Genomic DNA, 25,945 nt, shown 5'->3' with positions numbered 1-25,945 from the left:
ATCGAAGAGGAACAACGAATGTTCGCCCAGGCCAACCAGACGCATTTCAGTCTCAGCATCGAGGGTGTCGAACACGACCTGCAAATCCTGGAATTCAAAGGCCGCGAGGCGATCAGCCAGCCCTTCGAATTCGAACTGGAGCTGGTCAGCGAACGTCCCGACCTCGAGCTGGAGCCCCTGCTGCACCAGCGCGCATTCCTCGCCTTCGACCAGAACGGCGCCGGCATCCACGGCCTGATCCACCGCATCGCCCAGGGTGAGTCCGGCAAACGCCTGACCCGTTATCGCCTGACCCTCGTTCCGCAACTGGCCTACCTGGCCCATCGCACCAACCAGCGGATCTTCCAGCACCTTACGGTGGAGAAGATCATCAGCCAGGTGCTCGAAGAGCACGGCATCCAGGCCAACGCCTACCAATTCCAACTCGGCTCGATCTACCCCGAGCGCGAGTATTGCGTGCAGTACGACGAATCCGACCTGCACTTCATCCAGCGCCTGTGCGAGGAAGAAGGTATCCACTACCACTTCCAGCACAGCACCGAGGGTCACCTCCTGACCTTTGGCGACGACCAGACCGTCTTCCCGCGCCTGGCGCCACTGCCCTACCAGCAGGACACCGGCATGGTGGCGGACGACCCGGTGATCAAGCACTTCGGCGTGCGCGTGGAAACCCGCACCAGCGACGTCACGCGCCGCGACTACAACTTCGAAAAACCCAAGCTGCAACTGGAAGCCAAGTCTGAAGACGGCATCCAGCCGAAACTCGAAGACTACGACTACCCGGGCCGCTACACCGACCGCGAACGGGGCAAACACCTGGCCAAGCGCGCCCTAGAGCGGCATCGCCACGACTTCGAGCGCGCCAGCGGCGACGGCGACTCGCCGACCCTGGTGTGCGGCCATTTTCTGGAGCTGACCGACCACCCGCGCGCGGAGTGGAACCAGATGTGGCTGCTCACCGAAGTGCTGCACGAAGGCAAGCAGCCCCAGGTGCTGGAGGAATCCGTCCTCAACCTGCCGTCGCTGGGTTCGCTGCTTTCTCCGGCCGACAAACAGGCGGAGGACGAGGCCTCCCATGATTTCCAGCAGGGCTACCGCAACCGCTTCCTCGCCACGCCCTGGGAAGTGATCTACCGGCCACCGCTGAATCACCCGAAACCACGCATCCTCGGCAGCCAGAGTGCGGTTGTCACCGGCCCGGCTGGCGAAGAAATCCACTGCGATCAATACGGCCGCATCAAGGTGCAATTCTTCTGGGACCGCGAAGGCCAGGCCGATGAAAAGACCAGTTGCTGGCTGCGCGTATCCAGCAGCTGGGCCGGCGACCGCTATGGTGCGATCACCATCCCGCGCATCGGCATGGAGGTACTGGTCACCTTCCTCGAAGGCGATCCCGACCAGCCGCTGGTAACCGGTTGCCTGTACCACGCCGAACACGTGGTGCCCTACGACCTGCCGGCCAACAAGACCCGCAGTGTGTTCAAGACGTTGAGCAGTCCGGGCGGTGGCGGCTACAACGAACTGCGCATCGAAGACCGCAAGGGCGCCGAGCAGATCTACGTCCACGCCCAGCGTGACTGGGACGAGAACATCGAGAACGATCAGAAAATCCGCGTCGGCCACGAACGCCACGACACCGTCGAAGCCAATAGCTACAGCCGCTTCAAGGCCGAAGAACACCGCACCACCCACGCCGACCGCAAGGTCGAAGTGAAAGCCAATGACCACCTCACCGTGGGCGACAGCCAGCACATCAAACTGGGCAACGGCCAATTCATCCAGGCCGGCCAGGAAATCCACCTGTCCAGCGGCCTGAAAGTCGTCCTCGAAGCCGGCAGCGAACTGACCCTCAAAGGCGGCGGCAGCTTCATCAAACTCGACGCCGGCGGCATCACCCTCGTCGGCCCCAACATCAAGATCAACTCCGGTGGTGCACCGGGGAATGGGACGGGAGCGGCGCCGGTGTTGCCTGGGCAGGTGAAGCCGGCGGATGCGGATAAGGCGGGTGAGCTATTAGTTCCGGCTCAGCGGCAGGCGTTGATGCAGAAGAAACCGCTGTGTGCCATCTGTGAAGCCGCCAAACGGAAAAACGATGCACAGTAAACATTCACCGCTATCCGTTTTACCTAATGACCTGCCCTGGAACACGGATGCTTATCTGCTGCTGGACGGCGTTAGCGTTGAAGGGCTCTCCAGGAAACTCTATGAGTGGTCGGAGAACCCTCAGTTCGAGATGCTCTACCTGGAAACCCGATGGGCTGAACTCGCTGACGTATCACCGTGCCTGATTCGCCTGAGTGGGCCACATGATCCAGCACTCACCCAATTCCTCGAACATGCAGAGGACGAGTGGGGTTATCTGATCTTCAGCACAGAAAGTCAGGCGAACATCATTAAACACCTGCGTTGGCTGGTCTGCGTTCAACCAGAGCATGGTGATCCAGTCATGCTGCGATTAGCTGATCCCGCGGTCATGAACGCCTTGCTGGCACAGACTGAAACACGGCGGGGCACCTATCTCCTGGGACCTGTTGAACAATGCTGCATAGCGGATGCTTTGAGTATCACCTGGCACCAACACAGGCGCCCAGGGGACATCATGCAGCCTGATTACAAGCACCATTATCAGCTGAGCGAAACTGAGGAGAATGCTCTTGCCGAAGTAAGTTTTCGCCAGACCATACTCGGCCTAAGTGAACACATGCGCCGCCACTTTCCTGCTTACGGGGCGGGCGCTGCACACACGGAGCGAATGGCGAAAGTCCGTGCGCTGGCCGATGAGGCCTATAAGCGAGGTTTCAGCTCCGCAAGAGAAATCACATTGTACGCCAACCTGTTCGGCTACCTTGGCGACAACGCCCTCCGTGAACACCCGGATCTGGCGCAACTGCTCGATACTGCCTCGAACGAAACACCCACGCAGCGACTGGAACACGCTGCCCAGCTTGCCCAGCAACGTGCTAGCACGTGGTAACGGAGGACCAGATGACCGCACATACAGCCACACCAAAGGACGCCAACCTAGCCGCGATGGCACTGGACAGCACCGATGCCTGCTCCCCTGTCGGCGTCTGCCCATTGATGAAAAGCTCGCTACAACTGATCCCGCTACGCTACGGTCTGGTTCAACACCACACACCGACCGGTATGAGTCTGCCGCTTCAGAGCCAAATAAAAAGCCGCCCGATAGGCGTGCGCCTGATGCGCGACGGCTACCTGTACATCATCGACGAACGTACCGGCTATCTGCATGAATACCGTGTGGAAAATGGCAGGGCAACCAAACTGCTATGGAAAGGTGCCGAAGCTACTGCAGATACCCGTACCAGTACCACGAGCGAGCCCATCGTCTTCTCTCGCCGCAGCGCGCTGTACGTGGCGTACTCGGAAATCCAGTGGACCGCTCGCAAATGTTCGCAGGTACTAGCCGGCAAGGCAGAACGCGAGCACTACATGCAACATGTCAATCTCGCTAATGCCGGGCCGAGCGGCGGTGCCCACCTACTCACCCGCCAACAGACCGAACAGGCAGTGGCCGAAGTCGCCGAGCGCTTCAACCTGCGCGTGCAGGCGTTGCCTGAAGGTGCCTCCGATGAAGAAGGACAGCCCTACGTCTGGGAGGATCAACCGCTGTACCGTGACACGGTCATTGGAGAACTGACCGCTCAGGTCGTACCTGAATACCAGAACAATCACCTGTTTCTGGTCGTCCGTGACGATATCGGGGTGTTACGCGACCTACGCGCCTACCAGGAAAAAGTGATCGACTGGATCGGAGAATGGAGTGCCGACGACGACACCCAACAGCGTTATATCACCGGCACCTACCTGCATTCGCTGTACGCTGTAGATGAGCAGAAGGTCAGAGCCATGGCCACTGTTGATCCTCGATACCAAGCGCTACTGGACGAAACCAACGAGTATCAGCGCGAAAAGATATACGCCTATATCAAAGCCGTTAACACCCATGGGCCAAGCCTCTATGCCGGTACACCAGATTTCCTGCGCCAGCAGAAAAACCTGAAACCAACCGACCAAGCCACGCTGGAAATGTACGATGCGCTGGGTCCCGAATTGCATCGCCGCCATCGACCGACCATCAACGAACTGCGGATAGAATCCTGGCGGGAACTGACCGGCCGAGGACTGGGTTCACGCGGAATTAACGATTTGGTGAAGCGTCCTGAGATGGAGGCCTTCGTCGAAAAACACCAGTTCTTGCTCCAACACTGGCACGGTATTCTCGACCGCGTTCGTGGCGATCGGTTGGGCATGGTGACCGAAGGCCTGTTTCACCGAGCTGCCTGGTTCTATGATTTCAACAGCGACAGTCAGATCAAACACCGGCTTGAGACCGAATTTGCTTGCGTACGGGAGTTGTGCAGCAGGCCAGAAGATGCCGAAAAATTAGCAAAATACCTTGATAAAAGCTTGCTACCTCTGGTTACAGGCCTCGATACCCTGAGCTTGGCTGATCAGAAGAAATCAGCCGAAAATCTGGCCAACCTTACTCAACTGACGATAAATGCCCTCGACGCCCCAGGTTCGATAGCAGACATCAATAGCTTGGCCAATCAGTTTAATGGGCTAGTCAGCCGTAGTCTGCCGAACTTCGCCAACCTGCAGAGCCAATTTGCAGGTTTGCAGACATTACTGGATCACGCATACAGCCCAGCCGCTCAGCTAGAAATGGCCGATGAATGGGAGCGCACACAACACCGCCTCTTGCGGAACGAGGCTGTAAATCCAAACGACTTCATACGTAATACTGGACCAGCCTCCCATGTACGCCTTCTCAGAGATTTTGCCAACTCAGGCTTGACCGTACGAGCCGCAACGCCTGCAGAGCTGCAACAGTATGCCGCTCAACGCGACAATGCGATCGCACTGCGCAAAGAGCTAAATGAGGCCTACCGCGCCCGGCGGACATCACTGGCCCGCCAGGCAGTCGATCTGGAACCACTTGGTTCAGAAGGTCGATTCGATCAGCGAATTGCCCAGATCCGTATCGAATTAATCCCGCTGGAAGAGCGCTTGGCAGGCTCGCTCAGCCCGGCAGCTGGTACACCTGGAAAAATCGGCACGGTACTTGATGGCATGGACGCCGCGACCGCAACAGAAATGCAAAATGCTGCACGTGATTTCCGTAACACCGGAACCTTCAGATCAGGATTTAATGCGGCAGCGACTAACAAGGGCAATCTGATCGCTGGTGTAGTTTTTTACTTCCAATTAAGTAACTTAGTAAGTGCTGTTACTGATCTTTTTAAGCAGGAGAGTGTTGATAGCACTGCTATTTTCAACGTGGCAGATGCTTTTATCAAAGCGGCATCAAGTGGTGCGGCAGCAAGTCAAGGAGTTGCTGCCTCTGTATTGCAGGCGAGAATTATGCAGATGGGCAGTGCCGCAGGCAAACTAAACGCAATGAGCTCTCTTGGGCGATGGTCTGCAACACTAGGAAAAGGTGCATTCTTTTTAGGAGGAGTTGCAGCAGGAACGGATGCAGTTAAGCATATCAATCAATGGGGCGACGCTCTGACGGAGGGAAACAATGGCGCGCTGGCAGCCACAACAATACAACTGGCTGGTGATGCAACCCTAGTAGGTACCAACGTTTGGGCGCTGCAGCGTACCTATCAAATCAGCCAAGCTGCGAGACAGGCCCCTGCTCAGCTACGTGCCATGGCGTGGGCGAGCAGAAGTCCAATGTTGCTAAGCGTCGCGGCACGCGCAAACATCATTGGCTTAATCGGTACAGCGCTGCAATTGGTCGGGGAGGGGCTATATAACTACTACAACCTGGACGCGCTTAAACGATGGATGCAGAGCGGCATATGGGGCATCAAGCCACAACCACAGTCGCTGGAAGAAAGTTGGCTTGCGCTGGCCAGAATTGTTCAACAGCCATCATGTAAGCTACATCATGCAGAGCAGCGCTCCGAATTCTTGCTAACTTTGCCGGGCGTACGCACTACGGAAGTTAATAGTCGAATAGTTGGCATCAAGGTATTTCAAAATGAAACTCTAGCCCCTATCGCTGGACAGCGCTGGGCTTCACCTGCCGTTTCTAGGGACCGCTCTAAACGCTGGGCCGGGCAGGCCTACCTCAAAAGCAAAGGTGATGAAGCATTGACCGTGGCGTTACCAGTGGATAAATTATTATTCAGCAAATTACAAAATATGACTATTGTTATCAGCTATCAGTTGAATGAGGTGCAAGGGACGATGCATGACACAGCCTTCATCATAAACAACCTACATATAAATAGTCATCGCAGCTACATCGCGCCATCCATAGGAATGTTCCCTTACAAGGCAACAAAAACCATTCCTTCAGAAATAAAAAATGCACCACCACAAGTACTATTACTAGAAGAGCTGGCTATATCTAATGCTCAGTAAGCTATTTCGTCGAAGGTCTAAGTCTTCCGACAGCCAACCATCAGTACTAAATCTGAATACTCGACCTCAAGCGGGTGAAATACGCCAACAGGGTATGACCGAAACCCTGTTCGTTTCACCCCTTCCCATGCCAACCGGACAGCCCGCATTGGGGCGAAGTAGCTTTTCCGAACGAAACGATGTTTATCTTGAGCTTGGGGGGACTAATAAAGGAACAATCGAGCAGGGAAAACAGCTTGCTGTGCCGATATGGATAACCATTGCGTTAGCAATATTCTTTCCGGTGGGTCTCACGCTGCTTTTAATGGCCTTCACACCTGATCACATAATCCGTGATTACTGGCAGGTCTTCAAAACAATCTTCAACGTAAGCGCATTATTCGCGACGGTGAGTTCAGCACTCTTAGCGCTGGTTGTTTATTGGCTTGTATCTGACATCAAGGCCTTGGCAAAACAGTTCCCGATGCGTTTCAACCGTCAGCGCCGAGAAGCCTGCTACATCGACCACAAACGCGACAACAAGGTAGTCATCGTTCCGTGGGAGCAGGTGGTGGCCTGGGTCTCAACGACACAGATGGTTACCCAGTACGGCGCTACCCGCATGCACACCTTTGGTCTGGGTCTGGAGCAGGGTAAAGATGAGGACATCCTGTTCTTGCAGTGGGCGATGCCCAGCGCTGCTCACAGCCTCGGCATGTGGGAAGCAATTCGCAGCTATATGGAAGACGGGATAGGGCAAGAGCAACCGGACGTCTATGCCCGCTGGTTTGAGCTTGATCAAACGATACTGGATCAGCAGAACTTACCCTATGAAGGGCTGCATAACTTTGACGTTGAAAAATACTTTGTAAGACGTCGTTGTGGGCTAGAAGGAAGTGGTTCCGAGCTCAGCGATAAAGAACGTGAAGAAATGGGGTTTCGTGCCAGGACCCTATGGCCGCTTCGTTGGTGGTACGCACGTCGGGTGCTGACATTCTGGAAGCTGCCGTACTGGATCGCTGAATGGAGCCGCCGCGGTGGTCGCCCGGAGTTGCCAGAACAAATGCAAAAATGGTCGCAACCGTTACCATCCGAACAATGGGCCAAGCCCAGCGAAGCGCTGAAACGCGCGAGCCAGCAGGTGCAGGCGAAAATGGCAAAAGGTACTGGCTTCGCGGAAGCCTGCGCAGAACTCAGGAATAACTAACGGAATCCTACTGCTGCAGCAGCAGCGAGTAAAAAGGAAGAAGTGATGACAACAGAAACCGAGGTGCTGCCTTATAAACATGCCGATTTTACCTGTTCAAACTGCGAGCTTATTCAAGAGCTGAGCTTTGAAGAAGTTGGCCAACTGACGCAAGGCGGTCATTTGACCTGTCCGAAATGCCATTCACAGCTTCAGTTGCAGGAAGCAGAGCGCGATAAGCTACTGGCACAGATAGATGGGGCGGGCGGTATTGGCAAGATAATGGCCATTGGTGGCATGGTGCTTTTTGCTACCACTGTAGTTTTATCAATTATCTATGGTGCTGTTGCCAGTGTTGTCTGCATTGGAATCAGCATTGCGTTTTTTGCATTGATGAACGCTCGCCGTACCTCTATTCCCTTTCTGCAGCTGGTACTTAACCCGGCCGCTACGAATGAGCCACTCCCTTCGTCAGCATCCTCCATCTCTGGATAGGCCTCGCGCCACCCCACTCAAGGAAGAACCTATGAATAAACTGGATTTCAAAATGCCGCTGGGCGCTTTTATTCACTTGCTCGCGGTGATCTGGATCAGCAGTGAACCTCACTATGAGGGGCTGTTTGTCTGGATGCTGCCCTTTCTCTTGATGAATGTCGTTGGCATGCTGCTGGTCATAATCGACAAGACCAAACTGGGGGCCATCCTTTTCATCATTGGCTGTGTACCTTTCGTACCCGTGGGTGTCATTGGAATACTCGGCGCCAAGAAAGTGCTTCATAGCTGGAAAAACAGTGCCGACCAGCGCCTGAATCAAGCAATCTGGTAAGGGAAATAGCAGCTGGCTCCTAAGCTCCCGTCACAGAGCGGGAGCCTGCCGGCAGGTGCTCCCGAGGTCAGCCAGACACGCCGCTCACCCGAACACGCCGCCCATGCAGCATCACCACGCCCAACACCAAGACGCCCAGCAAACCCGCCCCGACGAACAACCCCTCATACCCCAACTTCTCCGCCAGCACCCCGCTGCTGGCACCGACGAAGCCTGCCAATAACAGTTGTGCAGAGGCTTGGAGGGTGAAGTCGGCGCCTTCGTGTTCGGGGCGGCACATGCGCATCATGGCGGCGAACAGGGCGACGGTGGACATGCCGTCGGCCACCTGCTCGAAAAGGGCCACGGCGTAGACCAGTCCTACCTGTGCGCCGTTACCCACCAACAGGGCCAGGGCGGCGATGCCGGCGGCTTGCAGGGCGCCGAACAGGATCAGCGAGCGCAGCACGCCGATACGGGCATAAAGCAGGCCGCCGAGGAAGGCGCCGCCGATCCCGGCCAGGCTGCTGATCAGGGTCAGTTGGCCGAGCTGGCCGGTGCTCCAGCCCTGGTCCACCAGCATCGGTTTGATCATCGGCGATCCCAGCGAGTCGCCCAGTTTGAAGGTCAACACCACCGCCAGCCAGAGCAGCATGCCGGGCTGCACCAGCAGGCCACGGTAGTGCTGCCACAACAAGCGTGGGCCCAATGCGGTTTCCGCCAACGCCGGCTGGAAGGGCAGTACGCGGCGCTCGGGAAACAGCCAGATCGGCACCGTCATGAGCAGCAGCAGGCCTGCTACCACCCCCACCGCCAGGTTCCAACCCAGCGGGTCGATCACCAGCAGCAGGCCACTGCCGCTGACGATCATGCCGACCTTGTAGCCGCCCACCTGCAGGCTGTTGCCAAGGCCGCGCCAGCGTTCGGGCAGCAGGCGTACCGTCAGGCCGTCGGTGGCCACGTCCTGGGTGGAGGCGGTCAGGTTGATCAACAGAAGCAGGCCGAGCAGCAACCACAAGCCGCTGCCGAACAGGCTTTGGGGCGACAGCAGCGCCAGGGCGGCGACGCAGAGGATCACCGTGCCCTGGAGCGGCAGGATCCAGCCGCGATGATGGCCGAGCCGCTGCGACGCCAGCCGATCGATCCAGGGCGCCCAGAACACCTTGAGCAGCCAGGGCAACGCCAGCAGCTTGAGCAGGCCGATCAGCGCCAGGTCCACGCCGTGCTGACGCAGCAGCACCGGCAGAGCATGAGCGATCAGGCCCGAAGGCAGGCCCTGCGCGCAGTAGAGCGAGGCCAGCAGCACCAGGGTACCGGTGGACGGGCGGGCAAAGGCAGCAGATGACGGCAGCGACATGGCGTTCTCGAGTGCATGCGGGCGCTGCGACAGTATCCAGACACCGTTACCGATACAAGCGCCACCCCGGCGCCCCCACATATTCGCTAACAACTCCCGCCTGGCGACGACGAACGACCAACGCCGGCCCGGGTCTATGCTGGCATCCTTTCCTGCACTCGCGGCCTGCTCGCCGCGAGGCCACAGCCCCCTTTCTTAATGGAGTGCCCATGGCCAACCCCTGGTTAGCGCGCCTGCGCAGGCGCTGGTTCAGCTTCAGCCTGTTGTGCGCCCTGATCCTGGGCCTGCCGATTGGGTGCTCCACGCTGGAGCAGAAGGAACGCGAGCTGGTATTTCGCATCGAGCCCGGCACGGCCTACTGGTTCAGCGGCATCCCGGCAGGCGTGGAAGAGCGCGTGCTGCGCTCACCCGAATTCGACGAGACCCAGAGCATCCACACCTGGTGGTGGCCGGCAGCACGCAAGGACGCCCCCACCTTGCTCTACCTGCATGGTTCGCGCTGGAACCTCACCGGCCAGCTGTTTCGCATCGAGCAATTGCATGCCATGGGCTTCGGCGTACTGGCCATCGACTACCGGGGGTTTGGCCAGAGCCTGGGCGCGCTGCCGTCGGAGCGCACGGTCTACGAGGATGCCGAGATCGCCTGGGCACACCTGCTGGAGCTGCAGCCCGATCCCGCCAAACGCTTTATCTATGGTCACTCCCTGGGCGGCGCGGTGGCGGTCAACCTGGCCGAAACACTGGCCGACGAAGACGCCCCGCAACTGGGCGGGCTGATCATCGAGTCCACCTTCACCAGCCTGGCCGATGCAGCCGCCGCGATCAGCAACACCTCGCTGCCGGTGCACTGGTTGCTGTCGCAGAAGTTCGATTCGCTGAGCAAGATCGACAAGGTCAAGGTGCCGGTGCTGATCGCCCACGGCACTGGCGATCGCTACGTGCCGGCCCGCTTCAGCGAAACCCTGTTCGCCGCGGCCAACGAGCCCAAGCGCCTGCTGCTGATCGACGGTGCCAACCACAACAACAGCCTGCGCATGGGCCGCCAGCAATACACCCAGGCCATCGAAGCCCTGTTCCAGGGGCCAGCGACTCGCGCGCTCAGCCTGAACTGAGGCACCACGCTCCCGTCACTGATGACTGCGGATCAGGGTGACCTTGGCCTGGTCCCGCAGCAACCGCTCGAAGTACTCGGCGGCGATCGGCCGGCTGATCAGAAAGCCCTGAATCTCGTCGCAGCGCTGGGCCTTGAGGAAATCCATCTGGGCCTGGGTCTCCACCCCTTCGGCCACCACTTTCAGCTCCAGGCTATGGGCCATGGCGATGATCGCCCGGGTGATCGCGGCGTCCTCGCTGCCTGGCGACAGGTCGCGGATGAAGGTCTGGTCGATCTTCACCACGTCCACCGGGAAGCGCTTCAGGTAGCTCAGGGAGGAATAGCCGGTGCCGAAATCGTCGATCGCCAGCTTGACCCCCAGGTCACGCAGTTGCTGGAAGGTGGTGATGACGTTCTCGACGTTGTCGAGCAGCTGGCTTTCGGTCAGCTCCAGTTCGAGGAAATGCGGTGCCAGGTCGGTTTCTTCCAGGACCTGACGCACCAGGCTGACCAGGTTGCCCTGGCGCAGCTGGTGCACCGACAGGTTCACCGACACCCGGATATCCGCCAACCCATCGCGCTGCCAGGTACGCGCCTGCAGGCAGGCCTGGCGCAGGACGAATTCGCCGATCGGCGCGATCAGCCCCGTCTCCTCGGCCAGGCCGATGAAATCGCCCGGCGGCACCAGCCCCAGCTCTGGATGGCGCCAGCGCACCAGGGCTTCGGCGGCATTGAGGCTATCGTCGGCCAGGCACAGTTTGGGTTGGTAGAACACCTCCAGCTGGCCAGCCTCGATGGCTTTGCGCAACTGGGTTTCCAGTTGCAGGCGCTCCAGGGTGCAGGCCTGGAGGTTGTCGGTGAAGAACTGGAAGGTGTTGCCGCCCAGGTGTTTGGCGTGCTGCATGGCCATGTTGGCCTGGCTGATCAGGGCGGAGATTTCCCGTGCATTGTCCGGCAACAGGCTGATGCCCAGGGAGGCGCTGACCACCAGCTCCTGGCCACCGACCGTGACCGGTGTGCGCAGCTTGCTGAGCAGGCGACTGGCCAACCGCGCCAGGCTGGACAGGCTGCTGTAGGAGTCGAGCAACACGGCGAATTCGTCGCCCGACAGCCGCGCGATGGTGTCCGCCTCCGGCACCGCCTGGGTCAGGCGCCGGCTCATCTGCCGCAGCAACTGGTCCGCCACGTCATGGCCGAGGCTGTCATTGAGCAGCTTGAAGCGGTCCAGGTCGATGTGCAGCAACGCCAGGCTACGGCCACTCTGGCGCGAGCGCTGGCTGGCCTCGTGCAGCCGCGCGCGGAACAGGCTGCGGTTGGCCAGGCCAGTCAGTTCGTCGTAGTGCGACAGGTAGCGCAGCCGCTCTTCCGCCTCGCGCCGGGCGGTCAGATCGGCGAAGAAGCCCACGATATGGCTGACGTTCCCCTTGCTGTCGCGCACCACATTGAGCTGCAACCACTGCGGGTAGAGTTCGCCATTCTTGCGTGTCTCGATCAGCTCGCCCTGCCAATGATCGCCCTGCTCCAGCTCCAGGTTGATCAGCTGGTACTGGCGGCGGGCTTCCCGACTGCCGATCAGGGCGGCGACGTTCTTGCCGATCACGTCGTCCTGGCGGTAGCCGGTGACCTGGCTGAAGGCCTGGTTGACCGCCAGCATGCGGTAGTCCGGGTCGAGGATGAAGATGCCCTCGCTGGCCGCTTCGAACACCGTGCCGGCCAGGCGCTGCTGTTCTTCCTGCTGCTTGCGGGCGCTGATGTCGCGGCGGGTGCCGAGCATCCGCAGCACCCGGCCGTCGGCGTCCCGCTCGACGGCGCGACCGCGGTCTTCGATCCAGACCCAGTGCCCGGCGGCATGGCGGATGCGGTATTCGATCTGGTAGCCGTCGGACTGCCCTTTCATGTGTTCGACCAGGGCCCGGCGCAGGGCCGGCAGGTCATCCGGGTGCAGGCGCGGCTTGAGGTCGCGCAGCATGCCGTGGATTTCCTCCGGCTCGACGCCGAAGATTTCCTTGAGCTGCGAATGGTGGACTTCGTCGTTCTGCAGGTTCCAGTCCCACAGGCCCAACTCGCTGGCCTCCAGCGCCATGGCCAGCCGCGCCTGGCTCTTGCCCAGGGCATGGGTCGCCTCGTCCAGCTCCAGGGTGCGCTCGGCCACACGCATTTCCAGCTCGCCATGGGCAGCGCGCAACTCGCGCTCGGCCCGCCGGCGTTGCTCGACTTCCCGGGCCAGCTCGGCGTTGAGGCCTTCGGCCTGCTGCTTGGCGTGTTCCAGGTTGGCGATCAGCGCCTGGTTGTGGAACCGCTGCAGCAGGCTGCGCTGCACCAGCCGGTTGACCTGCCAGGCCACCACCACCAGCGACAGCAGCAGAATCGCGCTGAGCACGCCCCAGCCTTGCAACAGCCCGTCATCGCTGGAAATCAGGTAGACCAGCGCTGGCAGCACGCAGGGCAAGGCGAAGGTCAGGAAAGCCGCCCGGCTGACGGCATAGGCCACGCTGGCAGAGAGAATGGCGGCGGCGATCAGGCCATAGACCAGGGCCTGCTGGTAAAAGATATCCACCGGCACCAGCACGATAGCGGCAAAGGCCAGGGTCAGGCCCGAGGCGCCGGCCCCCAGGAGAAAGCTGCGGCGCCAGTGCGGATGCGCCTGGCGGCTCGGCAGGGCCCGGTTGAACGCCGTGACCTGAACCAGGCGCAGCACGGCCAGCAGCACCAGCCAGACCAGCCAACCGGACAACACCACCGTATTCTGCGGCTCCCACAGCAGGTAGGCACACGCCAGGCCATTGAGCAGCATGAACAGGGTCGGCACCCGCGACCCCTGATACAACAGGCGCGTGCGCTCCGCCTCGATATCCGTGGCGAATTGCTGACGGATGGAGCGATGGGGTTCCAGTGTCTGATCCTGTAGGGCGGCGCTCGTCGAAACAGTCATAGGCGATGTTCTTGTAATGGTTGCCTATCGGATTGCGGCACTTCGTTGAGCCCCGACAACCCCCCAGCGTCGCCGGAGCATACCCGAGCCAGACGTGATGCCCAACTGCCATCCTGGCGAATTCACCCGCTGGATGATCGACTTGAGCCGCGGTCTATCGCCGCAGGCACCGTGTGGGCCGGTGACCCGCCGGTCGTCGGCTGTCTGGCCGTGTTCATGACCCGGCTCTCACGCCCCTGGCGAGACGCTTGCGGCACCCCGGCAATAGCTCCTAGGATGGGCAATTCCGTACTCATGGACGACGGCACACACCCCATGGATGACCTGCAACAACGCTGGCTCTTCGCCCTGTCAGCACCGATGGTGGCGATCAACGCCAGCTCGGGCGCTCAATACGCCCTGCCAAACTTCTACCCCGGCAACGAACACATCGATCTCAGCGAATCCTGGGACATCGCTGATCGCGGCGCCCTGCTGGCGATGATCCAGCGCATGACCGACGACGGGCATGCCCGGGACCTGAGCGGTGCCTACTGGGACAACGCACGCCTGTTGCCAAGCGAATGGCAGGCTCTGGTCGACAGCCTGGACGAACGCCAGCAGGTGGCCTACCGCTACGTCGCCGAGACCATCCTGGTCTGCGGCTCCGGAGGCATTCGTGCCTGGGACCTGGGGCGCATGAGCTTTCTCGCCCGTCTGGGCCAGCTCAATGGCTGGTTGAGCCTGGAAGAGAACCTCTGGCTGCACACCCGCCTGAGCCTGCGGGCGCGCTACTACTACCAGAGCTGGCACAGCTACCTGGCCGGCTTTCTCATCGGCCGCTGCTACTGGAACTGCCTGGGCAATGAACAGCCCGGCGAGCAGGCGCTGTGCCTCAGTCGCCAGGGCAGCGACCCGACTCACCGCGCCCTGGTGCGCGAGCTGGCCCTAACCCCGGCGGCACAGCTCGACGAGCTGCCTTGGGAGATGGAGCTGGATCTGCCGGAAAAACCCACTTCGCTGGAGGCGTTCGACTGGTCATGAGTTGCTGGGAACACCTCGGCATCGAGCCGACCAACGATCAGAACGCTATCCGCAACGCCTACCGCGCACGACTGCCGGACGTGCATCCGGAGCGTGACCCGGAAGGCTTCCAGGCCCTGCGGGGCGCCTACGAAAACGCCCTGAGTCAGGCGCGCGGCGAATCGCCCACCGTCAGTGAGCAGGCCGCCCTGCCCAGTGCCAGTGAACAGGCCATCCAGCAGTTCGTCGATCTGCTGCAGAACCCTAGTCAGCGCTTTCGCCCCGAAGCCTGGCAGGCCTACTGCCGCGTACTCGATCAGTTGCCGCTGGAGGTTCTGGAAAGCATCGACGGCGCGCTGCGGCATCTGCTGCTGAGCAACGGGCCGCTTTCACACCGCTGCGTACTGCTGCTCACGGAGCGCATGGCCTGGGCCAACCGCCTGATGCAACTGCCCTTCGAAGAAGCCGAAGCACTGGACCACCTGCTCCAGCGCATCGCCGAACCGGATCCCTTCGATCTCGCCAGCCTGTCCGGCTTGCCCGCCGTCGCGCAGGTCGAAAGCCTCTGGTACGTACGCACCCTGGAGCATGTGTTCAGGAATCGCCCGCTGCAGGAGTTTCGTGGCCTGAGTTCGGTCCACCTGTGCCTGCCGATGCCGGCCGACCCCGCCTACTACCCGCACCTGTATCGCCAGTGCACCCTGGCCGGTGTAGCGCTCGGCGATGCCCTGGAGCACTACCAGGCGCGTCATGGCGAAGCACCCGATGACGTCGACACCTTGTACCTACTGGCGACGCAGAAGCAGCTCCATGATCAGGATGCCCTCGACCTGTGGAGCCGCCTGTGGCACGAGCACGAGATGCCCGAAGCAGCCGCCTGGTTGCTGGCCTGGTGTGCCCATCACTCACCCGAGCGCCTGCCCCTGCTGATCCTGGCATTCAACCGCAGCCAGCGTGCGCTCGGCCACCAGCACCCGCTCGACGCCTATCAGCTGGCCGACGGCGAGCCGGCGCAGACCCCGCAAACCCTGGCACGCTGGCAGCGCGCTGCCGACACCGATCTGCCCCCCCTGGCGCGCACCTTCATCGCGTGGCAACTGGGCGACAGCGAATGGCCATTTCTTGCCGAACTGCTCGGCGCCGCGGACGAGCCGCTCGCACGCGCCTACCGCCAGGCCTGGCTGCTGCAACGCGGTGACGAGATTGACCTCGAAGCGCTGCCTGACCTGCACCAGCAAGGCGACCATCCGCTCGACGCCTTGCTGGTGCAAGGCCTCAGGCACCAGGCCCGGCAACAACTCGAATGGCTGCGCGACTCGCCCGCGTTGCAGGCGCTGCAACAGGCGATCAGCACCCCTGGCGCCGCCTTACCAGAGGCACTGCGCGACAACACGGTGGCCCGCGCCCAGGTGCTGCGCGCGCTCAAGCGGCTGCGCCTGCATGACGATGCGAGCCTGCAACGTCTGGACGAACTGTTCGCACCGCTGCCGCGCTGGTTGCTACCGCCTTGCCTGCAGCTGCAACTGGCCCTCTGGCGCGCCGGCCGCCGCTTGCCAGCGCAACCCAGCAATCCTGACGCGCGCTGGCACTGGCAGCGCCAGACGCTTCTGCTGCTGGGTCTGCTGGAGCAACCGGAGCAATGGCTGCAGTACCTGGGCAAGACCCTCGCTAAGCTGCCAACCGACAACGAACACCCCGCGCACGCGATCAAGGCGCAACTGCTGGCAGCGGACACGCCCTGGCGATGGATGCTGGAGCTCGACGAGCAGGATGTACTGCAAGGACTGATCGCCGGCGAGCTGGTCAGCCCTGACACACTGCTGAATCCCTGGCGCCTGCCCTCGGCGGCCCGGGTCGAGGCCTGCGTACAACGGCATGGCCATGAGATGGGCACAGACCCCGTCGGCCAGATGCTGCTCGATGCCGCGCTCTATCACGATCCGGCCTTGCCACAGGCCTTGCGCGACGAGGCGCTGCAGCGGCTGAACGGCTTCACCTGCCCCGAAAGCTGGTTCGAGCCCTTCCGCAAGGGGCTGATAAAGGGGCGCCCACAGAACCTGTCGCAATCGGTGTGCCGGGACAACAACCTGAAGTACGCCACCATGCAGGCGATATTCGAAGCCATGCGTGAGCTGTTCGGCGGCAAGCGCCCGCAGTTACCCCGCACCGCCCTGATGCGCCAACTGCAGGACGCCAAGGACAACGACACCACGCCGCAGGCAACACGCCTGACCCTGGCCGTACTGCTGTCACGCTGTGAGCGGCTGCTACCGGTACCGGAACCGTCGACCCAGCGCTCGCAATGGCACATCTGGCACCTCGGCGGGCGCCTGAACCGACGCAACTTCACGCTGCAGAGCGTGGGCCTGGTGGTGGCGGCCCTTGCGCCGATCGTCCTGGTGGAGACGCTGAACCCCAACCTGGCGCTTGGGATACTGGGTGTTGCCCTGCTGGTGCTGATTGGCAACCTGCTGCGCCGCCTGCACGACATGAGCCGGGGCCTGGGCACGCTACTGATGCTGCTAGCGGGCAGCTTCCTGATGCCCTACATGCTGCTGGTGCTGTGCGTCTGGCCGGGTGATCCATTGCCCAACCGCTACGGCCTGCCGGGCGGCACGGCACCGCCCGGGGAGCGCGATTTGCAGGCCCAGCTGCGGCGTCTGAACAAGGCCAAACAGCCAACCCTGAAATTAAAACCGTAGCGCGTCCAGCTGTTGCTCCAGGCGCTGGCGCGTAGCAACTATCGGCTGTTCCTGCTGAGCGCCGAGCACGCTCTGGAATTCATCCAGCCAATGGCCGATCTGCTCGCGTTCGGCGCCCAGGGTCTGCACCCAGGCGCGTTCAAGGCGCGCCAGCAGGGTGCGGTTGGGCAAGGTATCGCGCGGATGGATCTTCAGGCCGGCCAGGCGCGCCTGGCTGGCAGCGCGCGCTTCGGCGCTGAGGCCGGTGGGACTGCGGTCGATCACATGGCCATGACGCTGTCCGCTCTCCAGGGTCACGTCCACTTCCAGCAGGCCGTTGATGTCGTAGCTGAAACGCACATCCAGCGCCTGCACCTGCCCGGTCTGCGTCAGCTTCACCTCGAAGGCATCGACGAAGATATTGTCACGCACCCAGGGCCGCTCACCCTGATAGACCTCGATGCGGATGTGTTCCTGCTGCGGGTGGGTGGTGTAGTAGCGCTGCACGCGCGAAGCCGGAATCACCGTGTTGCGCTCGATGATCGGCGAGAAGGCCCCCGGCTGCTCGTCACTGCGCCGCGAGGAAATGCCCAGCGTATAGGGGCACACATCGGTAAGGATCAGCTCTTCGATGGCCTGGTCACGCGCCTTGCACGCGGCCTGCGCGGCGGCACCGAGGGCGACGATGGTGTCCGGGTCGAGGTGACGATAAGGCAGGCGCCCGAACAGCGTGGCCACCAGTTGCTGCACCGCGCTCATGCGCGTCGCGCCGCCGACCAGCACCAGGCTGTCCAGATCACGCGGGTTGAGGCGCGCATCCCGCAGCGCCTGTTCGATGGGCTGGCGCAGACGCGCCAGCAGCGGCGCCCAGATCTGCTGCGCGCGGGCTTCGTCCAGTTGCCACTGGCGTCCGCTCCAGTCGAGGGTCTGTACCCCGTCGGCAAGGCGGCGCTTGAGTTGTTCCAGGGCGTCTTCCAGGCTGGCCAGGGCCTGGCCGTCCAATTCGCTGCGTGCCAGCCCCCAGTCGCTCAGGCAGGCCTTGAGCAGGGCTTCGGTGAAGTCCTCGCCGCCAAGGAAGTTGTCGCCCGTGGAGGCATGCACCTCGATCAACGGCAGGGCATATTCCAGCACGGTGACGTCGAAGGTACCGCCGCCGAGGTCGAAGATCAGCGAACGCTGCAACGGCTGCTCGTGCAGCCCGTAGGCCATCGCTGCGGCGGTCGGTTCGTTGATCAGGCGCTCGACGCTCAACCCGGCCAGCTCGGCGGCGAATACCGTGCGCTTGCGCTGCTCGTCGCTGAAGTAGGCCGGCACCGAGATCACCGCGCTTGTCACTGGCACACCCAGATGGGCCTCGGCGTCCGCCTTGAGCGAACCCAGCACCAGCGCCGAGAGTTCCTCGGGCGTGAACGGGCGATCACTCAGCGTGAAGCGCTTGTCGCTGCCCATGTAGCGCTTGAACGCCGCCACGCTGCGCAGCGGATGGGTGGTCAGGCGCGCACGGGCGGCAGCGCCGACGAGGATGCTGCCATCCTCGTCCAGGCTCACGGCCGACGGTGTGAGTATCTCGCCCAGGGCGTTGGGGATAAGTTCGGCGCGGCCTTCACGCCAGACGGCGATCAGGCTGTTGGTGGTGCCCAGGTCAATGCCCAGCAGCGGGCTGTGCGTGGCGTGGGTAGCGGTCGACATCGACGGGGCAGCTCTCTCAGGTCCATTGAAGGGCGCAGTCTACTCCGCGCACAAGTCGCGGCAAACCGCCGAGTCGACACGGTTTGCCCTCCCCTGCCCGGCCCCCTAGAATGCCGCGATGCAAAATGACCTCGAACACCTCCTCGACAGCCTGAATCCAGCCCAGCACCACGCGGTCACCACACCGCCAGGTCGCCAGCTGGTGCTGGCCGGCGCCGGCTCGGGCAAGACCCGCGTGCTGGTGCACCGCATCGCCTTTCTGATCCAGCGGCTGAACGTCTCGCCGCATTCGATCCTCTCGGTGACCTTCACCAACAAGGCCGCCGCCGAAATGCGCCACCGCATCGAACAGATGCTGGGGCACAACCCGGCCGGCATGTGGGTCGGCACCTTCCACGGCCTGGCACATCGTCTGCTGCGCGCGCACTGGCAGGAAGCCGGGCTGGCGGAGAATTTCCAGATTCTCGACTCCGACGATCAGCAGCGCCTGGTCAAGCGGGTGATCCGCGACCTCGGCCTGGACGAGCAGCGCTGGCCGGCCAAGCAGGCCCAGTGGTTCATCAACGGCCAGAAAGACGAAGGCCTGCGCCCGCAGAACATCCAGGCCGGTGGCGACCTGTTCCTGGCCACCATGCGCAGCATCTACGAAGCCTATGAAGCGGCCTGCGCCCGCACCGGGGTGATCGACTTCGCTGAGCTGCTGCTGCGTGCCCTCGACCTGTGGCGCAACAATGCCGGCCTGCTCGAGCACTACCAGAAACGCTTCCGGCACATCCTGGTCGACGAGTTCCAGGACACCAACGCCGTGCAGTATGCCTGGCTGCGCCTGCTGGCCATCGGCGGCGAGAGCCTGATGGTGGTGGGCGACGACGATCAGTCGATCTACGGCTGGCGCGGGGCGAAGATCGAGAACATCCAGCAGTACGACAGCGATTTCCCCGGGGCGGAAATCATCCGCCTGGAACAGAACTACCGCTCCACCGCCAACATCCTCAACGCGGCCAACGGCCTGATCGCCAACAACCTGGGCCGCCTGGGCAAGGAGCTGCGCACCGATGTCGGCGACGGCGACCTGCTGAGCCTGTACGCCGCATTCAACGAGCACGACGAAGCGCGCTACGTGGTCGAGACCATCGAGGACGCCCTGCGCAAGGACGGCCTGAAACGCAGCGAAATCGCCATTCTCTACCGCTCCAACGCCCAGTCGCGGGTCCTGGAAGAGGCGCTGCTGCGCGAGAAGATCCCTTACCGCATCTACGGCGGCCAGCGCTTCTTCGAGCGCGCCGAGATCAAGAACGCCATGGCCTACCTGCGCCTGCTCGACGGCCGCGGCAACGATGCGGCGCTGGAGCGGGTAATCAACGTGCCGGCCCGCGGCATTGGTGAAAAGACCGTCGAAGCGATCCGCGAGTACGCCCGCGGCCACGACCTGTCGATGTGGGAAGCGATTCGCCTGATGCTGGCCAACAAGGCCCTGCCGGGTCGCGCATCCGGAGCGCTGGCCGGTTTCATCGAACTGATCGAAAACCTGGCGGCCAAGGTGCTGACCATGCCGCTGCACCTGATGACCCAGACCGTCATCGAGCAGAGCGGGCTGATCACCTACCACAAGGAAGAGAAAGGCGAGAAAGGCCAGGCCCGGGTGGAAAACCTGGAAGAACTGGTCAGCGCCGCGCGGGCGTTCGAGAACGACGAAGACGACGAGCTGACGCCGCTGCAGGCGTTCCTGACCCACGCCTCCCTCGAGGCCGGTGATACCCAGGCCGCCGAGAACGAAGACAGCATCCAGCTGATGACCCTGCACAGCGCCAAGGGCCTGGAATTCCCACTGGTGTTCCTGGTGGGCATGGAAGAAGGCCTGTTCCCGCACAAGATGAGCCTGGAAGAACCCGGCCGCCTGGAAGAGGAACGCCGCCTGGCCTATGTGGGCATCACCCGCGCCATGCAGCGGCTGGTGATCAGCTACGCCGAAACCCGTCGCCTGTATGGCAGCGAGACCTACAACAAGGTGTCGCGCTTCGTCCGCGAGGTGCCGCCGCAGCTGATCCAGGAAGTGCGCCTGTCCAACAGCGTCCAGCGCCCGTTCGGCACCGGCAATCGCGACATGGGTGGCGGCAGCCTGTTCGCCGGCAGCGCCGTGCCGGACACGGGCTTCAGCCTCGGCCAGCGCGTGCGCCATTCGCTGTTCGGCGAAGGCACCATCCTCAATTTCGAAGGGGCCGGCGCCCAGGCGCGGGTGCAGGTCAATTTCGAGGATGAAGGCAGCAAGTGGCTGATGCTCGCCTACGCCAAGCTCGACCCACTTTGATGGACCACCGGGCGCCTGGCGCCCAGTGCAGGCCTGGCGGGTGCATCTGCCCCACGGCTGAACGCGGGTTCGCCCGCACACTGTTTGCCCACTTGACGCGTGCCCCACAGGGAGATTCTCGATGAACCGCCGCACTCTTTTCGGCGCTGCCGCCGCGCTCGCCGCTGCCATTGGCCTGGCCGGCTGCAAGGACGATACCGCCAGCACCCCGCAGGCCGCCGCCGAACCGGCGCAAAGCTTCCACTGGAAGATGGTCACCGCCTGGCCGAAGAACTACCCGGGCCTGGGCACTTCCGCCGAACGCCTGGCCGAGCGGGTCAACGCCATGAGCAACGGCCGCCTGACCATCAAGGTGTACGCCGGTGGCGAGCTGGTGCCGCCGCTGGAAGTCTTCGATGCCGTGTCGCGCGGCACCGCCGAGCTGGGCCACGGCGCGGCCTACTACTGGAAAGGTAAGGTGCCGGCGGCGCAGTTCTTCACCGCCGTGCCGTTCGGCCTGTCCACTCCTGAAATGAACGCCTGGCTGAGCAAGGGCGGCGGCCAGGCCCTGTGGGACGAGGCCTATGCGCCGTTCGGCGTGAAGCCGATGGTGGTGGGCAACACCGGCATGCAGATGGGCGGCTGGTTCAACAAGGAAATCAATTCCTTGGAGGACCTTAAGGGCCTGAAGATCCGCACCCCGGGCCTGGGCGGCGAAGTGTTCAGCCGCCTTGGCTCGATCACCGTCAACCTGCCTGGCGGTGAAGTGTTCACCGCTCTGCAGACCGGCGCCATCGACGCCACCGACTGGGTCAGCCCTTACAACGACCTGGCCTTCGGCCTGCACAAGGCGGCCAAGTACTATTACTACCCGGGCTGGCAGGAGCCCCAGGCGGTCCTCGAGCTGCTGATCAACCAGAAGGCGTTCGACAGCCTGCCGAAAGACCTGCAGGCCATCCTCACCGAAGCGGCCCGCGCCGCCAGCCAGGACATGATGGACGACTACGTCTATCACAACGCCACCGCCCTGGACGCCCTGAAGGCACAAGGCACCCAGCTCAAGCGCTTCCCCGACGAAGTGCTCGACGCCATGCAGCGCGAGTCCGAGGTGGTGCTCGGCGAACTGGCCGCGCAGAGCGAGCTGAACGGCCGCATCTGGGCCTCGATGCAGGCCTTCCAGGCCACCGTCAGCGAGATGCACAAGCTGTCCGAGCAGGAGCTGTACAACTGGCGTTGAGCCGGCTCGCTCGTCCACCAGGCAGCACAGGCAAACGGAACCCTCGGGTTCCGTTTGTCGTTTCACGGCCACCCTCGGCCAGGTGAGGCCCATACTCGTCGGCGAGGTGAGCCGATGAAAAAACCGACAACCACCGCGCCGCAGATCCTCGACGCCGCCCTCCACCTGGCGGATACCTGTGGCTGGGAGCGCCTGCACCTGTTCGATGTCGCCGCCCACCTGGGCATCGGCCTCGACGCCATCGCCCAGCACTACCGCGAGAAAGACGAACTGGTCGAAGCCTGGTTCGACCGCGCCGACCAGGCCCTGCTGCTGCGCGCCAAAGCAGACGACCTGATGACCTTGAGCCCGGCCAAGCGTCTGGAAGAACTGCTGATCGCCTGGCTCGACAGCCTGTCGTCGCACCGCGCCGTGAGCGGCCAGATGCTGCTGTACAAACTCGAACCCGGGCACGTGCACCTGCAGGTGCTCGGCCTGCTGCGCATCAGCCGTACCGTGCAGTGGTGGCGCGAGGCGGCCCGGCGGGAAACCCTGCACCTGGGCCGCATCGCCGAAGAAACCCTGCTGACCGGCGCCTATCTGCGCAGCGTCGTCCACTGGCTGCGCCATCCCGAGGAAGACCCGGTGGAATTCCGGGCCTTCCTGCGGCGCCAGCTGCGCTGCGGACCGCTGTGCCTGCTGCTGCGCTATTGATCCACCCGTCGGTTATGCGTTAGCGACAGATCACGGCCAATCAGCTGATTTTTACCGACGATCAGCGTGGCTGTGACAGAAGCAAAAGCCGGAAACATTCTCCGGCTAGCCAGCGACTGGCAGGGCGTGCAAGATGCCGCGCGTAGACCCAATAACCAAGAGAAACCCCTGATGCAGCGTTTCCTCAGTATTGCCCTGGCCATGGTTATCGGCCTGTCCTTCAGCCTCGAAGCCGACGCCAAGCGTTTCGGCGGCGGCAAGTCCTTTGGTTCGGCCCCGAGCCACCAGACCCGCCAGGCGACCCCACAATCCCAGCCCGCTGCTGCCGCTCCGGCAGCCGGTCGTCAGCCCGCTGCCGCCAGCGGTGCTTCGCGCTGGCTCGGCCCGCTGGCCGGCCTCGCCGCCGGTGGCCTGCTGGCCTCCATGTTCATGGGTGACGGCTTCGAAGGCCTGCAGATCATGGACATGCTGATCTTCGGCCTGATCGCCTTCCTGCTGTTCCGCTTCCTGTCCGCCCGTCGCCGTCAGGCCCAGGCGCAGGCCCACCCGGCTGCCGCTGGTGGGGCACCGTATCAGCGTGAAATGCCGGAGCAAGCTGCACCGAACTCGATCTTCGGTGGCAGCGGCGCAGCCGCCATCAAGCCGGTCATCAACGCACCGGCCTGGTTCAACGAGCAGAGCTTCGTGGCCGCCGGTCGCGAGCACTTCCTGAGCCTGCAGCAGCACTGGGACGCCAACGAGATGGACAAGATCTCCGAGTTCGTCACCCCGCAGCTGCTGGAGTTCCTCAAGCGCGAGCGCGCCGACCTGGGTGATGGCTTCCAGTCCACCTACATCGACAACCTCGACGTGCAGCTGGACGGTGTCGACGACCAGGCCGAGAAGACCATCGCCACCCTGACCTTCAGCGGCGTGTCGAAAACCTCGCGTTTCGACCAGGGCGAAGCCTTCAGCGAAAGCTGGCGCCTGGAGCGTGCCGTTGGCGAGAACCAGCCTTGGCTGGTCGCGGGTATCCGCCAGAACTGATTGCACTGACGCAACACCGAAACCCCGGGCCCTGGCCCGGGGTTTTTCGTTTCAGGCCCGCATCGGCTGCGGCGGCCTATCATCACGCGGTGAAGCGCTCGGTTTTCCCTCCATCGGCCAGCTACTGTATAAAGCCGATCCCACTGCATGAGGGCCTATACGTGGAAGAAGTCATCGAACAACTGCGCGAACTCAACGAGCCGGTTCCGGTGCCGCTGGAGTTGCCCGAGGAAGAAACCCTGGTGGAGATCCAGGAACAGATCCTCATTCACCTGCCGTTCGAGCTGCGCGAGTACCTGCTCAAGGTCAGCGATGTGGTCTACGGCCGCCTGGAGCCGGTGACCGCCACCGACCCGCAGTCGCACACCTACCTGCCGGAAGTCGCCGCCGAGGCCTGGAGCCTGGGCCTGCCGCGAGACCTGGTGCCGCTGTGCCAGGACGGTCGCGACTATTACGCCGTGGATGTCGAAGGCCAGGTGTGGCTATGGGACGGCGACGAAGGCGAGCTGACGGACGAGAGCTGGGACTCGGTGTGGCACTGGTGCCGCGACGTCTGGCTGGAAAGCTGAGTGCGTTCAGCCGGCCGGCGCCGTTGCACCATCCCTGAGCCGTAAGGGCGGATGGCGCTTCATCCACCCTACGGCTCAGGACATCGCCGCTGAAGCGCCTCCCACGGGCGTCTTCATGCGGCTTCAGCCCTCGCCCTGCTCCAGGGCCAGCAGGTTGAGCAGAAAACGCGCGAAGTAGATCAGGTCCTGCTCCATGGCATGCCGCGCGGCCTTGGCGTCGCCGGCCTCGATGGCCGCGAAGGCGTCTTCGTGGAAATCGTTGAGCCGCAGCGACAGGTCGGCGCCGGTGAACAGGCGGTTGAAGAACGGCCCGATCTGCAGCCACAGCGATTCGATGGAACGCAGCAGCACCGGGTTGCCACAGGCGGCGTAGAGCTGCAGGTGGAACTGGCTGTTGGCGTCGAGGTAATCCTGCACCCGGCGCTGCTCGATGGCCACGTCCATGCGTTGCACGCAGTCACGCAGACGGGCGATATCGGCTGCGCCCAGGCGCGGTGTGGCCAGCTCCACGGCCAGCCCTTCCAAGCCCATGCGCACCTGGAAAATGTGTTCGTAACGCTGGCGAGTCATCGCTGGCACCCGCACCGAGCGCTGCTGCTCGCCCTCCAGCGCCCCTTCCGCCACCAGGCGCTGCAAGGCGGCGCGCACCGGCATCGGACTGGTGCCCCACTGGGCCGCCAGGTCACGGATCTTCAGGCGTTCGCCCGGTTGAAAATGCCCGGCCAACAGGCCGGCGCGGATGTTCTGGTACAGCTGTTCCTGCAAGTTATCGACCATCGCCCGTCTCCAGCGGTGGTGCCGGCAGTTGGGCCAGGGTCAGGCTACAGTCACGCATGAAAACCTCCGACAGAAAGGTGCATGAGTCTACGCATTTGTTCTTTTTGAATAGAACACTGAATATTTTGTGATCACGAGCAGCCATTTCATCGATTGAATCATGGCATGAATTTTTCGGCATTTACTAAAATGTGATCACAAAATATCATGCCGTCACTGTATCGACGAGG

General features: G+C 62.5%; 18 protein-coding genes. 14 read left to right on the top strand and 4 right to left on the bottom strand.

Annotation, left to right across the window (positions count from 1 at the left end; genetic code table 11):
* Positions 1 to 18 precede the first annotated feature (18 nt).
* The 6 genes from tssI to N5C28_RS12690 all read left to right on the top strand — a co-directional run bounded on the left by tssI (position 19) and on the right by N5C28_RS12690 (position 8,393).
* Entirely contained in the window at positions 19 to 2,103 is a 2,085-nt protein-coding gene (gene tssI / locus N5C28_RS12715; protein ID WP_279822733.1) for a type VI secretion system tip protein TssI/VgrG, read from the top strand.
* Entirely contained in the window at positions 2,093 to 2,974 is an 882-nt protein-coding gene (locus tag N5C28_RS12710) for a DUF4123 domain-containing protein (RefSeq protein WP_279822731.1), read from the top strand. Before tssI ends, N5C28_RS12710 begins: the two co-directional genes overlap by 11 nt.
* A gap of 11 nt (positions 2,975 to 2,985) precedes the next feature.
* Positions 2,986 to 6,402 (top strand): toxin VasX, encoded by a 3,417-nt coding sequence (locus N5C28_RS12705; RefSeq protein ID WP_279822730.1) that lies wholly within the window; start codon positions 2,986 to 2,988, stop codon positions 6,400 to 6,402.
* Positions 6,403 to 6,496: 94 nt separating this feature from the next.
* Positions 6,497 to 7,588: a hypothetical protein gene (locus N5C28_RS12700; protein WP_279822729.1), complete on the top strand. Its 1,092-nt coding sequence runs from the start codon at positions 6,497 to 6,499 to the stop codon at positions 7,586 to 7,588.
* Positions 7,589 to 7,633: 45 nt separating this feature from the next.
* A complete protein-coding gene (locus N5C28_RS12695; protein ID WP_279822727.1) occupies positions 7,634 to 8,062 on the top strand; it encodes a hypothetical protein in 429 nt (142 codons plus the stop codon).
* Between the two features lie 31 nt (positions 8,063 to 8,093).
* Positions 8,094 to 8,393, top strand: coding sequence for a hypothetical protein (locus N5C28_RS12690; protein ID WP_279822726.1), 300 nt, complete (start codon positions 8,094 to 8,096; stop codon positions 8,391 to 8,393).
* A gap of 67 nt (positions 8,394 to 8,460) precedes the next feature.
* Here N5C28_RS12690 and N5C28_RS12685 read toward each other — a convergent pair whose 3' ends face one another.
* Positions 8,461 to 9,729, bottom strand: a complete 1,269-nt coding sequence (locus N5C28_RS12685; protein ID WP_279822725.1) for an MFS transporter — start codon at positions 9,727 to 9,729, stop codon at positions 8,461 to 8,463.
* A gap of 209 nt (positions 9,730 to 9,938) precedes the next feature.
* Here N5C28_RS12685 and N5C28_RS12680 point away from each other — a divergent pair, with 209 nt between their 5' ends.
* A complete protein-coding gene (locus tag N5C28_RS12680) occupies positions 9,939 to 10,841 on the top strand; it encodes an alpha/beta fold hydrolase (RefSeq protein WP_279822724.1) in 903 nt (300 codons plus the stop codon).
* A 15-nt stretch (positions 10,842 to 10,856) separates the two neighbouring features.
* On the opposite strand, the gene N5C28_RS12675 is transcribed toward N5C28_RS12680, so the two are convergent.
* The gene (locus N5C28_RS12675) at positions 10,857 to 13,754 is read right to left on the bottom strand and encodes a GGDEF domain-containing phosphodiesterase (RefSeq protein ID WP_279822723.1); all 2,898 of its coding nucleotides are present in this window, start codon (positions 13,752 to 13,754) and stop codon (positions 10,857 to 10,859) included.
* 315 nt (positions 13,755 to 14,069) lie between these two features.
* Here N5C28_RS12675 and N5C28_RS12670 point away from each other — a divergent pair, with 315 nt between their 5' ends.
* Complete coding sequence (locus N5C28_RS12670; protein WP_279822721.1) at positions 14,070 to 14,777, top strand: DUF1266 domain-containing protein; 708 nt, start codon at positions 14,070 to 14,072, stop codon at positions 14,775 to 14,777.
* Positions 14,774 to 17,458 (top strand): DUF805 domain-containing protein, encoded by a 2,685-nt coding sequence (locus N5C28_RS12665; RefSeq protein ID WP_279822719.1) that lies wholly within the window; start codon positions 14,774 to 14,776, stop codon positions 17,456 to 17,458. The genes N5C28_RS12670 and N5C28_RS12665 overlap by 4 nt, the downstream gene beginning before the upstream one ends.
* Here the strand turns inward: N5C28_RS12665 and N5C28_RS12660 are convergent.
* A complete protein-coding gene (locus N5C28_RS12660) occupies positions 17,447 to 19,126 on the bottom strand; it encodes a molecular chaperone HscC (RefSeq protein ID WP_279822718.1) in 1,680 nt (559 codons plus the stop codon). The two genes, N5C28_RS12665 and N5C28_RS12660, sit on opposite strands and share 12 nt — an antisense overlap.
* A gap of 118 nt (positions 19,127 to 19,244) precedes the next feature.
* On the opposite strand from N5C28_RS12660, the gene uvrD reads away from it, so the two are divergent.
* The 5 genes from uvrD to N5C28_RS12635 all read left to right on the top strand — a co-directional run bounded on the left by uvrD (position 19,245) and on the right by N5C28_RS12635 (position 24,938).
* Positions 19,245 to 21,434, top strand: a complete 2,190-nt coding sequence (uvrD, locus tag N5C28_RS12655; RefSeq protein ID WP_279822716.1) for a DNA helicase II — start codon at positions 19,245 to 19,247, stop codon at positions 21,432 to 21,434.
* 121 nt (positions 21,435 to 21,555) lie between these two features.
* Entirely contained in the window at positions 21,556 to 22,650 is a 1,095-nt protein-coding gene (locus tag N5C28_RS12650) for a TRAP transporter substrate-binding protein (RefSeq protein WP_279822715.1), read from the top strand.
* A 114-nt stretch (positions 22,651 to 22,764) separates the two neighbouring features.
* Complete coding sequence (locus N5C28_RS12645; protein WP_279822714.1) at positions 22,765 to 23,343, top strand: TetR/AcrR family transcriptional regulator; 579 nt, start codon at positions 22,765 to 22,767, stop codon at positions 23,341 to 23,343.
* Between the two features lie 171 nt (positions 23,344 to 23,514).
* Positions 23,515 to 24,369: a TIM44-like domain-containing protein gene (locus tag N5C28_RS12640; protein ID WP_279822713.1), complete on the top strand. Its 855-nt coding sequence runs from the start codon at positions 23,515 to 23,517 to the stop codon at positions 24,367 to 24,369.
* A gap of 161 nt (positions 24,370 to 24,530) precedes the next feature.
* On the top strand, positions 24,531 to 24,938 hold the full coding sequence (locus N5C28_RS12635) for an SMI1/KNR4 family protein (RefSeq protein ID WP_279822712.1): 408 nt from the start codon (positions 24,531 to 24,533) through the stop codon (positions 24,936 to 24,938).
* Between the two features lie 123 nt (positions 24,939 to 25,061).
* Here N5C28_RS12635 and N5C28_RS12630 read toward each other — a convergent pair whose 3' ends face one another.
* Complete coding sequence (locus tag N5C28_RS12630) at positions 25,062 to 25,715, bottom strand: GntR family transcriptional regulator (RefSeq protein ID WP_279822711.1); 654 nt, start codon at positions 25,713 to 25,715, stop codon at positions 25,062 to 25,064.
* Positions 25,716 to 25,945: the final 230 nt, after the last annotated feature.

The sequence above is a fragment of the Pseudomonas sp. GD03944 genome (genome assembly GCF_029839275.1).
Taxonomy (GTDB): domain Bacteria; phylum Pseudomonadota; class Gammaproteobacteria; order Pseudomonadales; family Pseudomonadaceae; genus Aquipseudomonas.
Note: the sequence above shows the minus strand (reverse complement) of the source record. Positions and strands in the feature narration are given on the sequence as shown.

Coding starts and splice junctions, on each gene's coding strand:
- tssI (WP_279822733.1), top strand. CDS start 19: ATGTTCGCCCAGGCCAACCAGACGCATTTCAGTCTCAGCATCGAGGGT.
- N5C28_RS12710 (WP_279822731.1), top strand. CDS start 2,093: ATGCACAGTAAACATTCACCGCTATCCGTTTTACCTAATGACCTGCCC.
- N5C28_RS12705 (WP_279822730.1), top strand. CDS start 2,986: ATGACCGCACATACAGCCACACCAAAGGACGCCAACCTAGCCGCGATG.
- N5C28_RS12700 (WP_279822729.1), top strand. CDS start 6,497: ATGACCGAAACCCTGTTCGTTTCACCCCTTCCCATGCCAACCGGACAG.
- N5C28_RS12695 (WP_279822727.1), top strand. CDS start 7,634: ATGACAACAGAAACCGAGGTGCTGCCTTATAAACATGCCGATTTTACC.
- N5C28_RS12690 (WP_279822726.1), top strand. CDS start 8,094: ATGAATAAACTGGATTTCAAAATGCCGCTGGGCGCTTTTATTCACTTG.
- N5C28_RS12685 (WP_279822725.1), bottom strand. CDS start 9,729: ATGTCGCTGCCGTCATCTGCTGCCTTTGCCCGCCCGTCCACCGGTACC.
- N5C28_RS12680 (WP_279822724.1), top strand. CDS start 9,939: ATGGCCAACCCCTGGTTAGCGCGCCTGCGCAGGCGCTGGTTCAGCTTC.
- N5C28_RS12675 (WP_279822723.1), bottom strand. CDS start 13,754: ATGACTGTTTCGACGAGCGCCGCCCTACAGGATCAGACACTGGAACCC.
- N5C28_RS12670 (WP_279822721.1), top strand. CDS start 14,070: ATGGATGACCTGCAACAACGCTGGCTCTTCGCCCTGTCAGCACCGATG.
- N5C28_RS12665 (WP_279822719.1), top strand. CDS start 14,774: ATGAGTTGCTGGGAACACCTCGGCATCGAGCCGACCAACGATCAGAAC.
- N5C28_RS12660 (WP_279822718.1), bottom strand. CDS start 19,126: ATGTCGACCGCTACCCACGCCACGCACAGCCCGCTGCTGGGCATTGAC.
- uvrD (WP_279822716.1), top strand. CDS start 19,245: ATGCAAAATGACCTCGAACACCTCCTCGACAGCCTGAATCCAGCCCAG.
- N5C28_RS12650 (WP_279822715.1), top strand. CDS start 21,556: ATGAACCGCCGCACTCTTTTCGGCGCTGCCGCCGCGCTCGCCGCTGCC.
- N5C28_RS12645 (WP_279822714.1), top strand. CDS start 22,765: ATGAAAAAACCGACAACCACCGCGCCGCAGATCCTCGACGCCGCCCTC.
- N5C28_RS12640 (WP_279822713.1), top strand. CDS start 23,515: ATGCAGCGTTTCCTCAGTATTGCCCTGGCCATGGTTATCGGCCTGTCC.
- N5C28_RS12630 (WP_279822711.1), bottom strand. CDS start 25,715: ATGGTCGATAACTTGCAGGAACAGCTGTACCAGAACATCCGCGCCGGC.